The sequence below is a fragment of the Citrobacter sp. wls717 genome, assembly GCF_005280955.1.
Taxonomy (GTDB): Bacteria; Pseudomonadota; Gammaproteobacteria; order Enterobacterales; family Enterobacteriaceae; genus Citrobacter; species Citrobacter werkmanii.
In genome coordinates, this window is the sequence record NZ_SZWW01000011.1 from 25,479 (window position 1) to 40,699 (window position 15,221).

The 15,221-nt window shown below is 52.7% G+C and carries 12 protein-coding genes; 6 read left to right on the forward strand and 6 right to left on the reverse strand.

Annotated features, from left to right (window positions below):
* Positions 1–16: 16 nt before the first annotated feature.
* Complete coding sequence (locus FDX09_RS08955) at positions 17–1,573, reverse strand: bifunctional UDP-sugar hydrolase/5'-nucleotidase (RefSeq protein WP_137347078.1); 1,557 nt, start codon at positions 1,571–1,573, stop codon at positions 17–19.
* A gap of 133 nt (positions 1,574–1,706) precedes the next feature.
* Here FDX09_RS08955 and FDX09_RS08960 point away from each other — a divergent pair, with 133 nt between their 5' ends.
* On the forward strand, positions 1,707–2,891 hold the full coding sequence (locus tag FDX09_RS08960) for a cytoplasmic protein (protein WP_137347079.1): 1,185 nt from the start codon (positions 1,707–1,709) through the stop codon (positions 2,889–2,891).
* Positions 2,892–2,917: 26 nt separating this feature from the next.
* Here FDX09_RS08960 and metL read toward each other — a convergent pair whose 3' ends face one another.
* Entirely contained in the window at positions 2,918–5,350 is a 2,433-nt protein-coding gene (gene metL, locus FDX09_RS08965) for a bifunctional aspartate kinase/homoserine dehydrogenase II (protein WP_085049747.1), read from the reverse strand.
* Between the two features lie 2 nt (positions 5,351–5,352).
* Positions 5,353–6,513 (reverse strand): cystathionine gamma-synthase, encoded by a 1,161-nt coding sequence (gene metB / locus FDX09_RS08970; RefSeq protein ID WP_085049746.1) that lies wholly within the window; start codon positions 6,511–6,513, stop codon positions 5,353–5,355.
* A 265-nt stretch (positions 6,514–6,778) separates the two neighbouring features.
* On the opposite strand from metB, the gene metJ reads away from it, so the two are divergent.
* A complete protein-coding gene (gene metJ / locus FDX09_RS08975; protein ID WP_003825168.1) occupies positions 6,779–7,096 on the forward strand; it encodes a met regulon transcriptional regulator MetJ in 318 nt (105 codons plus the stop codon).
* A 53-nt stretch (positions 7,097–7,149) separates the two neighbouring features.
* Here metJ and FDX09_RS08980 read toward each other — a convergent pair whose 3' ends face one another.
* The 3 genes from FDX09_RS08980 to rpmE form a co-directional block, all read right to left on the reverse strand.
* Entirely contained in the window at positions 7,150–8,574 is a 1,425-nt protein-coding gene (locus FDX09_RS08980) for an MFS transporter (protein ID WP_137347080.1), read from the reverse strand.
* 89 nt (positions 8,575–8,663) lie between these two features.
* The gene (locus tag FDX09_RS08985) at positions 8,664–9,344 is read right to left on the reverse strand and encodes an oligogalacturonate-specific porin KdgM family protein (RefSeq protein ID WP_110496307.1); all 681 of its coding nucleotides are present in this window, start codon (positions 9,342–9,344) and stop codon (positions 8,664–8,666) included.
* A 337-nt stretch (positions 9,345–9,681) separates the two neighbouring features.
* Positions 9,682–9,894: a 50S ribosomal protein L31 gene (rpmE, locus tag FDX09_RS08990; RefSeq protein ID WP_038636025.1), complete on the reverse strand. Its 213-nt coding sequence runs from the start codon at positions 9,892–9,894 to the stop codon at positions 9,682–9,684.
* A 257-nt stretch (positions 9,895–10,151) separates the two neighbouring features.
* On the opposite strand from rpmE, the gene priA reads away from it, so the two are divergent.
* From priA to hslV, 4 genes are all read left to right on the forward strand, one after another.
* A complete protein-coding gene (gene priA, locus FDX09_RS08995) occupies positions 10,152–12,350 on the forward strand; it encodes a primosomal protein N' (RefSeq protein WP_137347081.1) in 2,199 nt (732 codons plus the stop codon).
* 154 nt (positions 12,351–12,504) lie between these two features.
* Entirely contained in the window at positions 12,505–13,530 is a 1,026-nt protein-coding gene (cytR, locus tag FDX09_RS09000) for a DNA-binding transcriptional regulator CytR (protein ID WP_121572152.1), read from the forward strand.
* A 93-nt stretch (positions 13,531–13,623) separates the two neighbouring features.
* Positions 13,624–14,598: a cell division protein FtsN gene (gene ftsN / locus FDX09_RS09005; protein WP_074458535.1), complete on the forward strand. Its 975-nt coding sequence runs from the start codon at positions 13,624–13,626 to the stop codon at positions 14,596–14,598.
* Positions 14,599–14,689: 91 nt separating this feature from the next.
* Positions 14,690–15,220: an ATP-dependent protease subunit HslV gene (gene hslV / locus FDX09_RS09010; protein ID WP_003028805.1), complete on the forward strand. Its 531-nt coding sequence runs from the start codon at positions 14,690–14,692 to the stop codon at positions 15,218–15,220.
* Position 15,221 lies beyond the last annotated feature (1 nt).

Genomic DNA, 15,221 nt, shown 5'->3' on the forward strand with positions numbered 1-15,221 from the left:
TGCTGGCCTGAACGCGTTACTTTTTCACATCTTCCACACGCATGCCTTTCAGTTGCTCATCCGTCAGCGTATTTCCCGCTTTGAAATAATCAACGACGGCATTAGAGACATAGTAACCGCCGGATGTATTACGCGCTGTGCCTTCGGTGAATGCCGTAAAACCATCACCGCCGTCTGCCAGAAAACTATTGGTGGCAATGTGATAAATCACAGCGTCCTCAATTGGCTTGCCGTTTAGCGTCAATACAGTGACCCGCTGGCCAACCGGTTTGCTGCTGTCGTACTTCATCTCAAACCCTTTGGATACCTGTAGTACGCCGTTGCTTAAACCCGCGCCGTGCTCCATCAAACTACGCAGTTGCTTACCAGTAAGATCCATCGTAGACAGCTCGTTCGGGAACGGGAAGGTACTAATAACTGCGCCCATCGTAATCGCACCTGCCGGGATTTCATTACGAATGCCGCCTGAGTTGGTAAGCGCTAACTGGGTATCTTTACCCGCCGCAGCCAGTAAGGCATCCGCCGCCAGATTCCCCAACGAGGAGGATTCCCCGTAAGCACGCGTCAGCTCAACCGGAGAGTTGGCAACCGTCTGTTGTACCACTTCATCAAGCTTTTTATTCCAGCCATCAATCACCTGTTTCGTCTGCGGATCGGGTTTCCACTCATCGGCGTAGATCGTCTTCAGCTCGAAATTCTTCACGGTAAATTGATGCGGTTTTTGCTGGTAATCCAACACAAGTTTACCGACATCAATACCGCCGCTGTCGGTGGAGAGAATTAAGGTATTACCGACTTTAATCGGCTCTGGCGTGCCCACATGCGCATGGCCGGTGATCAGGATATCAAGGCCATGCACTTGACCTGCAGTCTGGATATCTTTATCCAGCGCACGACGCACATCTGTACTTCCCTGGCTGGACTGACGCGCCGGCGTACCTTCGTGGATCAACGCCACCGTCAGATCGACCTTACCTTTTAATTCATCGATATAACGTTGCAGCCACTTCACCTCATCCCGCGCCTCAATGCCAACGCGCGTCGCAGCCGAAACCGTATCATCAAAAGCAAACACACCGTGCAGACCTATGACGCCAATCTTTACGCCATCTTTTTCAATAATGGTCCAGGGCTTATCCCAGAACATTTTGCTGCTGTTCTGGTAAAAGATATTGCCCTGCACAATGGGGAATTTCGCCTGGCTCAGTTGCAACAACGTATTATCCCAGCCGTGATCGAACTCATGATTACCCATAGTGACGGCGTCGAAATTCATCGTATTCATAATATCGATAATCGCCTTGCCCTTTGTCAGGCTGCTGATGTACGGCCCGGTGAAGTAATCACCCGCGTCAAAGAACCAGGTCGCGCTATTTTTCGCTTTTTCCTGCTTCACCATCGTCGTGATATTGGCCCAACCGCCAATATCGCGTGTGCCATTAGCAATCCACGGGACTTTATAAGGTTCGACGTGGGCATGGAGATCGTTGGTATAGATAATCGTGACGTCTTTCGCTGACGCCCATAACGGCAGCGATACCAGAACACCGACAGCAAGCATTTTTAACTTCATAATCAATCCCTTTCAGTCATATAAAGAATCGCTACGTTACGTTCTGAAAGGTTTTTTTATGTGAGAAGACTCACACCCATCGGTAATAGTTGCAGGGCAAAATCAACGACCATTAAAAATCGTTGGTAATGCGATGACTTCTCTGTTCACCATCAACTGCTGCAAGTCTTTTGGCTGCAAAAATCTGGGGCTGGCAAACTCCGTTGATTACAGCGGGCCCGATTACCGACTGGGCTACGCCTCCCTGCACTGCCGGGCATGCGGAAGTTATCCCCCGCTGTTTAACGCTGAACATTTCCGCGAGTGGTTGGCCGCCTGTTTTACACATTTTGCAATTAACAGCGGTCTTTTTTGCCCAAATTGCTATCAGCGGGAACCGATCCGTTATGGACATAACCCACAGGGAACCCAGCGCCTACAGTGCCGGAGCTGTAGAAAAGTCTGGACCCCCAGACAACCGCCATTGATGACTATTGATCCGCCAGAACAAATAGTGACGGTGCCACTGATCGTCCCTTTTCAGGGCGCAAGTGCAGATCAGAAACTGTATGTATTACTCAGTTTTGATGCTATTCGCGGCAATATTTTGCATATTTCCAGCAACTTCACTCCTCATTCTGTTGGCGAGTCATTAGTTTACCGCTGGCGCGGGATAGTCGAGGCCACAGCGAAGCATGACGATGTTATCCAACGTGTAAATCAGCGAGAAACGCAGTTTTTACGCCGCAGTCAGTTTGACGAAATTCAGTACGGCAGCGCGATGCTCAAACGTAACGCCAGCGGTGAGATTTTACGCCCGGTCATTACCGCGCATGGGCATTTCCGCGTCCTGCGCCATCTCTGGCCTACGATTAAAATGCACATCATCGCCCACGAATGCTTTCTGCGCGGCGCTGTGATTACCGCATGGGCGGAACAGTTTCGCGAAAATCACGCCTCGCTTTGGTTTGTGGATGAAGAAATGGGCGACGATCAACACACCAGGCCCTGGCAATTACTGGGTAAAAGTTATCAGGGATGGTGGCAAAACCAGTGGCAGATTTGGCAACAGGGCAACAGGCGTAAAATGGTGTGTCTGTTAACGGAGGGTCAGGTTGAAAAAGGGGCCTCGATAACCCTGAGGGCAAGTCATCATTTTATCGCCTGGCTACAGCAACAGCCGGAATTTCGGGATAGTGCCCGTTACTCGGCCCATGCGGTGTTTCAGACGATAAGGACGCTGACGGAGAAATACAACATCCTGATCACCCAGAGCGATTTGCCCGGTGGCGCTGCCGCTTCCCGGGCCTATGGTTGGTGTCATAGCCAGGCCGGATAAGCGTAAGCGCCATCCGGCAACGCAAACTACAACAACTGCGCCAGGCGGTTGATATCCGACTGAATGGCTCCGGCGGTCACATCGCGGCCTGCGCCAGGTCCGCGGATCACCAGCGGGTTATCGCGATACCAGCGGCTTTCAATGGCGAACACATTATCGCACGGCAACAATGCCGCCAGCGGGTGCTCAGAACGTACCGCTTCAACACCCACACGTGCTTTTCCGTTAGCGTCAAAACGCGCCACATAGCGCAGCACCAGCCCCATTTCACGCGCCGCTTCCAGACGCTGCACCATCTGCTCGTTCAGTTCATCGCCATTTTCAAAGAAATGGTCAATAGAGCCTTCTTCACAATGCGCAGGCACCAGCGACTCCACGCGAACCTGATCCGGCTCGATGTCGTAACCCGCTTCACGCGCCAGAATCACCAGCTTGCGCATCACATCCTTGCCGGAAAGATCCACCCGCGGGTCTGGTTCGGTCAGCCCCTGCTGCCACGCCTGATCCACCAGGTCGGTGAACGGCACCGTGCCATCAAATTGCAGGAACAGCCACGACAACGTGCCAGAGAAGATCCCGCTGATCGACAGAATGGTATCTCCGCTATCAATCAGATCGCGCACGGTATGGTTGATCGGCAAACCTGCGCCCACGGTGGCGTTATACAGCCAGTGACGACCGGTTTTTTCAAACGCATCATGGATTTGGCGATACTTATTACTGCTGCTCGCACCCGCCAGTTTGTTGGCGCTGATAACATGGAAACCGTGACTGGCGAAATCCAGATACTGATCCGCCAGTTGCTCGCTGGCGGTTACGTCCAGCACCACTAAATCATCATACGGGTGGGCGCGCATCCACAGGAACAATGACTCTTCATCCTGTTCCACTGCCTCATCATCAAAGAAGGCCAACGCGCGACTGGCATCCAGCCCTTCATAATTCAGCAGACTACGGCGGCTATCGACCACGCCCGCCAGCACGAACTCTAATCCGGTCCGCGCCGAGAGCGTACTTTGCTCACGGGCGAATAGCTCCAGCCAACGTGATCCAATATTCCCCTTCCCGAACAACACCAGGCCGATTCGTTTTTCCGCGCGGAAAATTGACTGATGCAGACCCTGAATCAGGCTCTCCGTCGGTCCGGTACGCAGTACGGCAACCAGGCTGATGCCCTCCTCCGACTGCCAGGTGAATTCGACCGGCTGACCTTTCAGTTGCTGCCAGAAGCGGTGGCAGTGCAGCGGGTTACGGGTGACGCCCGCCCCGACCATCGCCACCAGCGCCAACCCCTGGCGCAGACGCAGCTCGCCCGGCAATCCGGCCTCATCAAGAATTCTCAACGCGCCGTCAGCGACTTCGGAGGTATAGCAAAATTGCAGCAGTTGGCGATCGGGATGCACACCGACCGCCAGCGGACGCACCTGGGTGCGTTTTAAAATCTGATCGACCTCTTTATGGGCCAGCTTAAAGTCCTGACCGGTGGGAACCTGAAACTCAATCAGGCAGACGTCGTCATGACTGGTCACGATACGCGCCCCGGTCCCGGAAGCCAGCACGCGTTCAATACGCGTTGAACCTTGCTCAGGGGTATAGCTACAACGCAACTGGAGATCAATATCACTGCCGGAAACCGGCTGTAAGGTACGGGCATGGAGAACCGGAGCCGCCAGACGCGCCAGTTCGCTGGCTTCATCCAGACGCAGCAGCGGTAGCAGGCAGGCATCTTTTACTTTACGTGGATCCGCGCTGTAAACCCCGGCGACATCACTCCAGATGGTTACGCGGGAAACCCCGGCCAGCGCGCCAACCTGCGTCGCCGAGTAGTCAGAACCATTACGCCCCAGCAGTACCGTGTCACCGGCGTTGTTACGGCTAATAAAGCCGGTAACGACCAGGCGTTTACCCGGATGTTGCGCCAGAAGTTGCTGCAACAATGGGTAGGAGAGACCTTCATCCACCTGCGGCTGAGCGCTACGCTCCGCACGTAAAAAATCGCGCGCATCCAGCCAGGCCGATTCCAGACCTTGTTGGTTAAGGACAGCGGACATCAAACGCGCCGACCATACCTCACCGTGTCCGACGACTTCAGCATAAACGGCATCGTTCACGCCGCTGTCGAGTAATCCGGCCAGACGCTCCAGGTCGTGAATAAACGCACCGATCAGGCCGTCGGCCACTTCTGGTGGTAACAAACCGCTAATCAGCTCGCTCTGATAGCGACGTAACGCCTGCTGAACCTGATGCGCAGAAAGACGATCGGTCTGGCTTAACTTCAGCCAGCTAATCAACTGGTTAGTGGTACTGCCTGCGGCTGAAACAACCATCATGTCATCAGGCTGCGAGTATTCCGCCATAATGCCTGCGACACGCAGATAACATTTCACATCAGCCAGACTACTACCACCAAATTTGTGCAGTTGACGACCCTTCGCCCCTGCCTGCGCAATCACACTCATGTTTACCCCTTGTTTGCAGCCCGGAAGCCATTTTCCAGGTCGGCAATTAAATCTTCGCCATCTTCAATACCGGTGGAGATACGCAGCAGCGTTTCCGAAATCCCTGCCGCCGCGCGCGCTTCTGGCGCCATTCCCGCGTGTGTCATGGTTGCGGCGTGGGAGATCAGACTTTCAACGCCTCCTAACGATTCCGCCAGCGTAAACAATGACAGCCCGCCAAGGAAGCGACGCAGCGTTTGCTCATCGCCATCCAGTTCAAAACTCAGCATCGCGCCAAAGCCTTTTTGCTGACGCACGGCAATCTCATGCCCTTGATTATTCGGCAATGATGGGTGATACAATTTTTTCACCAGCGGCTGCGTTTGCAGATAATCAACAATCGCCTGAGCATTACGTTGCGCCACCTCCATACGCGGTGACAGAGTACGCAGGCCGCGCAACAGCAGATAACTATCAAACGCGCCGCCGGTCACACCAATATTATTCGCCCACCACGCCAGTTCAGTGACCGTTTCCGGATCTTTCGCTATCACCACACCAGCCACCACGTCTGAGTGACCGTTTAAATATTTCGTGCATGAATGCAACACCAGATCGGCGCCCAATGCCAGTGGATTTTGCAGTGCCGGGCTTAAAAAAGTGTTGTCTACCACGCTGACTGCACCAGCTTCACGCGCCAATTGACAGATTTTCGCAATATCCACCACGCGTAGTAGCGGGTTGCTTGGGCTTTCTACCAGCACCAGCTTCGGTTTTTCCGCCAGCGCCACCTGCAACGCCCGCTCATCACCTTGATCAACAAACAGTACGCGATAACAGCCTCGCTTTGCCAGACTGTCAAACAGGCGATAGCTGCCGCCGTAACAGTCGTGCGGCGCAACCAGCAGATCGCCAGGTTTCAGGAATACCGTCGTCACCAGATGAATCGCCGACATGCCGGTATTGGTTAGTACCGCACCCGCGCCACCTTCCAGTTCTGCCAACGCACGCTGAACCACATCGCGCGTCGGGTTACCGCGGCGTGAATAGTCATGGGCGCGAGGCTCATTAAAGCCGGTAAAGTTATAGGTACTGGAGAGGTGAATCGGCGGGACAACGCAACCGTACTGTTCGTCGTCATTTAATCCGCTACGCACTGCGATGGTGGCCTGTTTACGCGTCATAGAGAGGAGATCCTGGCTGAGTCGGTGAAAAGTCAGGCACCAGATTAATCATAGTTACGATAGCCGTCAATACATCTGGACATCTAAACTTCTTTGCGTATAGATTGAGCAAACCGCAAATAGCCGTTAAAATTATATGCATTAGCGTACATCCGCGTCGGCTTACTTCGTGTCAGGGCCGCGCCACTACGATAAACTACGCGCAATTATGGTCCGGGCTCAGGTTCTGGCCTCAATATTAATGACGAAGAGGATTAGGTATCTCATGGCTGAATGGAGCGGCGAATATATCAGCCCATACGCTGAGCACGGTAAGAAGAGTGAGCAAGTAAAAAAAATTACGGTTTCCATTCCTCTGAAGGTGTTAAAAATCCTTACCGATGAACGCACGCGTCGTCAGGTGAACAACCTGCGCCACGCCACCAACAGCGAACTGCTGTGTGAAGCGTTTCTGCATGCTTTTACCGGGCAACCACTACCCAACGATGACGACCTGCGTAAAGAACGCAGTGATGAAATCCCGGAAGAAGCAAAGGTAATCATGCGTGAACTGGGTATCAACCCGGAAACGTGGGAATACTGATCGTTAGAGAAAGATGAAAGAAGGCGGGATTGTTCCCGCCATCTTTCACAACATTACTTACTAATCCCATTGATTTTATTCAATGTTTCTTCCATTTTGAGCGTTTCTTTACGGTTCAATGGATAGCAATAAATCAGAATGACCGCCGCCAAAAACAGGCACAAAGCCGGCAAGAGATTCGCCATCGTATAAATATTTTCCTGCACGATGCTGGTTTGCACAGCCCCACCCGTTGAGGAAGATTGATAACCAATGATGGCCAGCATAAAGCCGCCAATCGCCCCGGCGCACGCCTGACCAACCTTGCGGGCGAAGAAGTTCACGCCATAAACGGTACCATCCTCACGATCGCCAGTGACATACTGGTGATAATCACAAACATCGGTCATAAACGCCCATATCATCAGGTTGAATAACCCCGCCCCCAGCGTCGCCAGAAACAGGAAAACCAAATAGACTTTCGCGTCGGTAATGTGGACGAAGTACATAATCAGATACATCGCTACCGCAAAGAGCAACGCGCCTACACTTGCTTCTTTTTTACCAAACCGCTTCGTGAGCCAGGATGCCGATGGCGCCAGCAAAACCAGAGAGCCAAAGGTAAACAGCAATGCAACGGACATGGCCTCTTTGTTATGGAAATAGTCATTAAACAGGTAGGTCATATTGGTCCCGGACAACCCCTGATTAATCACAATCAGCAGATCCACTACAACCAAAACAATCAGCGCCTTATTACGTAATAGCCCCTTCAGCAGTACCGACACGGGCATGCTCTCTTTTCTCTCCACACGCACACGTTCTGTCGTTAACTGACAGGTTAGGGTTAAAAAGAGAAAACCCAGTACTGCGCAACCCATGGCAATCCAGAAGAAATGCTGCCCGGAAATCACCTGGCTTCCGTCCACCAGGGTGGTGTACATCAGAATGGGAATAAAAAAGCCGGTTGCCCCACCGCCGATGGCAGACCCAACGCTGCGCCAGGTGGAGAGCGAAACACGATCTTCCGGGTTCGAGCTAATCGCCGCAGACATGGCGCCATACGGAATACTGACCGTCGATAACAACGAACCGTAGATAAAATAGGAGCCGCAGATGTAGATAATTTTCGCCGTATAAGAGAAATCATTCACAAATGGCAGGAACAGGACGACCGCAATGATGCAGAACGGATATTTCATACGGCGCACCCACGGGTTAAACCGTCCATGTACCGTTAGTTTAGAGGTATCACATAAACGCCCTACGCCAACATCGACAAACGCATCAAAGAGTTTGGTCACAAAATAGAGCGAGCCAACAATAACCCCGGAAATACCGAGTACGTTGGTGTAATAAATCATTAAAAAACTGTTCACCAGTCCAAGAATAAAACAGGTTCCGAGGTCGCCACACAAATAACCAAATTTATCTCTTAATCCGAAAGGCCTGACAGCAATACTTTGATTACTTCCGATTATAGTTCCATCATTAGACATGATATCAACTCCTTAGACTCATTATTCACGCAAACTATATGGATATACCGATGCTCAGCGTAATAAACCGCTATGAAGAGTATTAACGGTCAGAAGTTATAACCGAGACCGACACGATAACGAGTCTGGCGATCGTCTGTGGTGGTGGTGTTATAACCGGAGGAAACGTTACCCACCTCAACAAATGGAATCCAGGAACCTATTTTATAAGCTACACGGAAGTTATATTCATAATCGTCTTTTCGGTTGTTATATAAATCTTCGCTATCGGCAATTTTATAAATACCGTTAAGCTCAAACATCCAGTCATGAATGTTATAACCGAGCCATGCTTCCGGACGATAGACCATGCGATCATCCTTGCCGTCAGTGTTTCTGCGCATGTACTCCTGACGATAGCGGAACGCAGTCCACCAGTTGTCATTGATATTGTACTGTACGCGGATATAAGGTTTGTAAATCGTGATGTTATCGCCCGTTTCGATCGCAATACCCGGCTGCCAGATAAGATCCCGCCAGGTAAACTGGTAGCTTGCAGTATACTCGTTGCCATTACTTTCCATATTATTCCACGCATCATTAGATTGCGTATCTTCGGAACGTGAAATGGCTTCAACGGCTACACCAAAACCAGTCGCAAAACGATGAGACATATAAACACGATCGTAATTGCGCCCATCGTCATAATATTCATGACGATAATCAACATAACCCGCTTGCGCGGCCACAGAGAATAATGGAATCAGTAATAACGCAGATTTAAATTTCATGACCATCCCTCTTCACACTAAATCAAGGAAATTATCCATCTCGTTCCGTCCATTAATGGGAAACGATGAAGGATTAAGAATAATTTTATATTTCCACGAAAGTGTATTTTAGAAAGAAAGCAGAAACCTTTGGTATTTTGCCAACAATTGGCATGAGTGGCAAAAATCAGAAGATAAAAAGGATGTAGATCACCAGTAGAAACATTTTACCTAAAAAACAAAAACACTGTTTTATTTATTAAATAAAAGACACTATTCAACACATCAATATGAATTCATTCTTCAGGCGCAGAAACAAAAAAAGCGCCGAAAGGCGCTTTTTTCTGACAGCTGAGACTTATTTGCTGCCTGGGATGTTGAAACGCTTGTTGAAGCGATCAACGCGGCCACCGGTAGCAACATCACGCTGCTTGCCAGTATAGAACGGGTGGCACTTGCTGCACACGTCGAGGTTCAGATCGTGACCGACGGTGGAGCGGATTTTAATGACGTTACCGCAAGAGCAGTTTGCAGTAATTTCTTCGTATTTCGGGTGAATATCTTTTTTCATGGGAAAACCTCAGTTTAAGGCCGCGTCGCTCTTCCAGCCCTAACGCCAGACACCACGCGATGTTAATTATTCCCCGTCACCTTTCACACTGCATCAACAGCTTGAAATTCTCGGGTAATGGTCATTGTTTGACGCAATCAATTTGCATCAAAGGCGGCGAATCATACAGAAATTAACCTGCTCATGCAAACTGATCCGCATTCTACCCTTCACTAATGTGTATACTAACCCGCCAGATTTCAAGTCAGGATGATTCAATGCCCGTTGCGCACGTTGCCTTACCCGTTCCGCTAGCTCGCACCTTTGACTACCTTCTGCCGGAAGGCATGAGCGCCAAAGCCGGGTGTCGTGTACGCGTGCCTTTTGGCAAGCAACAGGAGCGCGTGGGCATCGTCCTTTCCGTTAGCGAGCACAGCGAACTGCCGCTCAACGAATTGAAAGCCGTTCTCGAAGTGCTGGACAGCGAGCCGGTCTATTCGACCTCCGTCTGGCGTCTGCTGTTGTGGGCAGCTGACTATTATCATCATCCTATTGGCGACGTGCTGTTTCATGCCCTGCCGATTCTGCTACGCCAGGGACGCCCGGCCGCCAACGCGCCCATGTGGTACTGGTTTGCCACTGAAGAGGGTCAGGTTATTGATCTCAACGGCCTGAAACGCTCTCCCAAGCAGCAGCAGGCGCTGGCAGCATTACGCCAGGGAAAAATCTGGCGCGACCAGGTGGCAGAGCTGGAATTTAATGACGCCGCCTTGCAGGCGCTACGTAAAAAAGGCCTGTGCGATCTGGCAAGCGAAACACCAGACTTTAGCGACTGGCGTACACACTACGCGGTTTCCGGTGAGCGTCTGCGGCTGAATACCGAACAGGCTACCGCCGTCGGGGCGATCCACAGCGCCTCGGACAGTTTTAGCGCCTGGCTATTAGCGGGCGTGACGGGATCGGGTAAAACAGAGGTCTATTTAAGCGTACTGGAAAATGTGCTCGCCCAGGGCAAACAGGCGCTGGTGATGGTGCCGGAGATTGGCCTGACGCCGCAAACTATTGCTCGGTTTCGCGAGCGCTTCAATGCGCCGGTCGAAGTCCTGCACTCGGGTTTAAATGACAGCGAACGTCTTTCGGCATGGCTGAAGGCGAAAAATGGCGAAGCGGCGATTGTCATCGGCACGCGCTCGTCGCTGTTCACACCGTTTAAAAATCTGGGCGTGATTGTCATCGACGAAGAGCACGACAGCTCTTATAAACAGCAGGAAGGCTGGCGCTATCATGCGCGCGACCTCGCGGTTTATCGTGCCCATAGCGAACAAATTCCCATTATTCTCGGCTCAGCCACCCCAGCGCTGGAAACGCTGTGCAACGTGCGGCAGAAAAAATACCGCATGCTGCGCCTGACGCGCCGCGCCGGAAATGCGCGCCCAGCCACTCAGCACGTGCTGGATCTGAAAGGTCAGCAGGTACAGGCCGGACTCGCCCCTGCGCTTATCGCCCGTATGCGTCAGCACCTGCAGGCGGATAACCAGGTGATCCTGTTTTTAAACCGCCGGGGTTTTGCTCCTGCCCTGCTGTGCCACGACTGTGGCTGGATTGCTGAATGCCCGCGCTGCGATCACTACTACACGCTGCATCAGGCGCAGCACCATCTGCGCTGCCACCACTGCGACAGTCAGCGTCCGATACCGCGTCAGTGCCCTTCCTGCGGCTCAACGCATATGGTTCCGGTAGGACTCGGCACCGAACAGCTTGAGCAGGCTCTGGCGCCTTTTTTCCCCGGCGTGCCCATCTCACGCATCGATCGCGACACGACCAGCCGTAAAGGGTCGCTGGAGCAGCATCTGGCGGAAGTGCATCGCGGCGGCGCGCGAATCCTGATCGGCACACAAATGCTGGCGAAAGGCCACCATTTCCCGGGCGTCACTCTGGTGGCGCTGCTGGACGTTGACGGCGCGCTGTTCTCCGCAGATTTCCGGTCGGCAGAACGCTTCGCCCAGCTCTACACGCAGGTTTCCGGGCGTGCCGGTCGCGCCGGGAAACAGGGTGAAGTGGTGCTGCAAACGCACCACCCTGAACATCCGCTACTGCAAACCTTACTGTATAAAGGTTATGACGCTTTTGCCGAGCAGGCGCTGGCCGAGCGACAAACGCTCCAGCTTCCCCCATGGACCAGCCATGTGATCGTGCGGGCTGAAGATCACAACAACCAGCATGCGCCGATGTTCTTGCAGCAGTTACGAAATCTGATTCAGGCCAGTCCGCTGGCCGATGAAAAACTGTGGGTGTTAGGCCCGGTTCCCGCCCTGGCACCCAAACGTGGCGGTCGCTATCGCTGGCAAATTTTGTTGCAGCACCCATCGCGAATTCGCCTGCAGCATATCGTCAGCGGCACACTGGCGCTGATCAATACGTTACCCGATGCGCGTAAAGTTAAATGGGTGCTGGATGTCGATCCCATCGAGGGATAATCCCTCACGATGCGAGGCGGATCGTAAAATTAAAGATCCATCACACTTTTTATGAAAATTCTGTAACCGCTTCCATTCACTATCTGATAAAAATGTTTCAGATGAAGGTTATCCAGGGACGAGTCTGTGCCAGCCGCCCTGGCGAGGAGAAAGAGTGAAACCGAATAAGCAGGTTGCCGCCGCTACGATGAAAGATGTTGCCCTGAAGGCGAAAGTCTCAACGGCAACCGTATCCCGCGCATTAATGAATCCAGACAAAGTTTCGCAGTCAACCCGTAACAAGGTTGAGCAGGCAGCTCTGGAAGTGGGATATCTACCTCAATCGATGGGACGCAACGTAAAGCGTAATGAGTCACGTACCATTCTGGTGATTGTGCCTGATATCTGCGATCCGTTTTTTAGCGAAGTCATTCGTGGCATAGAAGTCACCGCCGCAGAACAGGGATATCTGGTGCTTATCGGCGATTGCGCGCACCAGAATCAGCAGGAAAAGACCTTTCTTAACCTCATTATCACCAAGCAGATCGATGGCATGGTCCTGCTCAGCTCGCGCCTGCCGTTTGATGCCAGCGTTGAAGAGCAGCGTAATTTACCGCCGATGGTTATGTCCAACGAGTTCGCGCCAGAGCTGGAACTCCCCACCGTGCACATTGATAACCTCACCGCCGCCTTCAACGCGATGAATTATCTGCTGGAGTTGGGACATAAACGCATTGGCTGTATCGCCGGACCAGAGGATATGCCGCTGTGCCATTATCGTCTGCAAGGTTACGTTCAGGCACTGCGCCGCAGCGGAATTACGGTCGATCCGCATTTCATCGCGCGCGGAGACTTTACCTATGAAGCGGGAGCTAATGCGCTTAAACAGCTCCTGGCGCTACCACAGCCGCCTACCGCAGTCTTCTGCCACAGCGATGTCATGGCGCTTGGCGCCCTCTCTTACGCCAAACGTCACGGCCTGAAAGTACCCGACGATTTATCGATCATTGGCTTCGATAACATTTCGCTCGCGGAATTTTGTGATCCACCCCTGACAACCGTCGCACAGCCGCGTTTCGATATCGGACGCGAAGCTATGCTGTTACTGCTCGATCAATTACAAGGGCAGAACGTCAGCAGTGGCTCACGTTTACTGGACTGCGAGCTTATTATTCGGGGTACAACCCGGGCATTGACGTAAAGTAAAGTGCTTTCGGACTCCCCTGTCTGGTCAAAGGCCCGCCGCTTAAGTAACATGGCGGGCTGACGAACGAATAAATACAGCGAAACGATAGTGGCACAACGAGATTATGTACGTCGCGGCCAACCGGCACCTTCGCGGCGCAAAAAGAGCACATCACGGAAAAAACAACGCAATACGCCTGCGGTATCGCCCGCTATGGTTGCTATTGCTGCAGCCGTACTCGTGACCTTTATCGGTGGTCTGTACTTCATTACGCATCACAAGAAAGAAGAGTCCGAAACGCTGCAAAACCAGAAAGTCACCGGGAATGGCATTCCACCAAAACCGGAAGAGCGCTGGCGATACATCAAAGAGCTGGAAAGCCGTCAGCCTGGCGTACGCGCGCCTACCGAACCGTCTGCCGGCGGCGAGGTGCTGAACGCCGACCAGTTAACCAATGAGCAGCGCCAGTTGTTGGCGCAGATGCAGGCAGATATGCGTCAACAGCCAACGCAGCTCAACGAAGTACCATGGAACGAACAAACGCCTGAGCAACGCCAGCAAACGCTGCAGCGTCAGCGTCAGGTGCAACAGCAGCAGTGGAACACTACGCAGCAGCAGGCTCAACAGCCACGCCAACGGGCAACGGAACAGCCGTACCAGCAGCCGCAAACGCGTACGGCGCAAACCGCACCGGTACAACAGCCGAAACCGCAGCCAAAACCGGCGGCGCAACAGCCGTATCAGGATCTGCTGCAAACGCCTGCGCATACCACCGCCGCTCAGCCGAAAACGCAACCGGCCGCGCCAATAACGAATGAAACGCAGCCGCCAAAACAGACGGCGGAGAAAAAAGATGAACGCCGCTGGATGGTTCAGTGCGGGTCATTTAAAGGCGCTGAGCAGGCAGAAACCGTGCGCGCACAGCTGGCCTTTGAAGGGTTCAACTCGCGAATTACCACTAATAACGGCTGGAATCGCGTGGTTATTGGTCCGCTCAAAGGCAAAGAGAATGCCGACAATACCATCAGCCGCCTGAAGGTTGCTGGTCACACAAACTGCATTCGACTCGCCACTGGGGGTTGAAACCCCCAAAATCCCCCCCATCTATACTTGCATTACGCCCCGCATCCTGTGCGGGGCCTGTATTCTGCATTTGTAACCAAGGGGTCTGCTCGTGACAACAATAGTAAGCGTACGCCGTAACGGCCATGTGGTAATCGCCGGTGATGGTCAGGCCACACTGGGTAACACCGTAATGAAAGGCAACGTGAAGAAAGTCCGCCGTCTGTATAACGACAAAGTCATTGCGGGCTTTGCGGGCGGTACTGCGGATGCATTCACGCTGTTTGAACTGTTCGAACGCAAGCTGGAAATGCACCAGGGTCACCTGGTGAAAGCGGCCGTTGAACTGGCAAAAGACTGGCGTACCGACCGTATGCTGCGCAAACTCGAAGCGCTGCTGGCCGTCGCAGATGAAACGGCATCACTCATCATCACCGGTAACGGCGACGTCATCCAGCCAGAAAACGATCTGATTGCCATCGGCTCCGGCGGTCCCTACGCCCAGGCTGCTGCACGCGCTCTGCTGGAAAACACCGAGCTTGGCGCGCGCGAGATTGCTGAGAAAGCGTTGGATATTGCAGGGGATATCTGCATTTATACCAACCACTTCCATACCATCGAAGAATTGAACTCCAAAGCGTAAG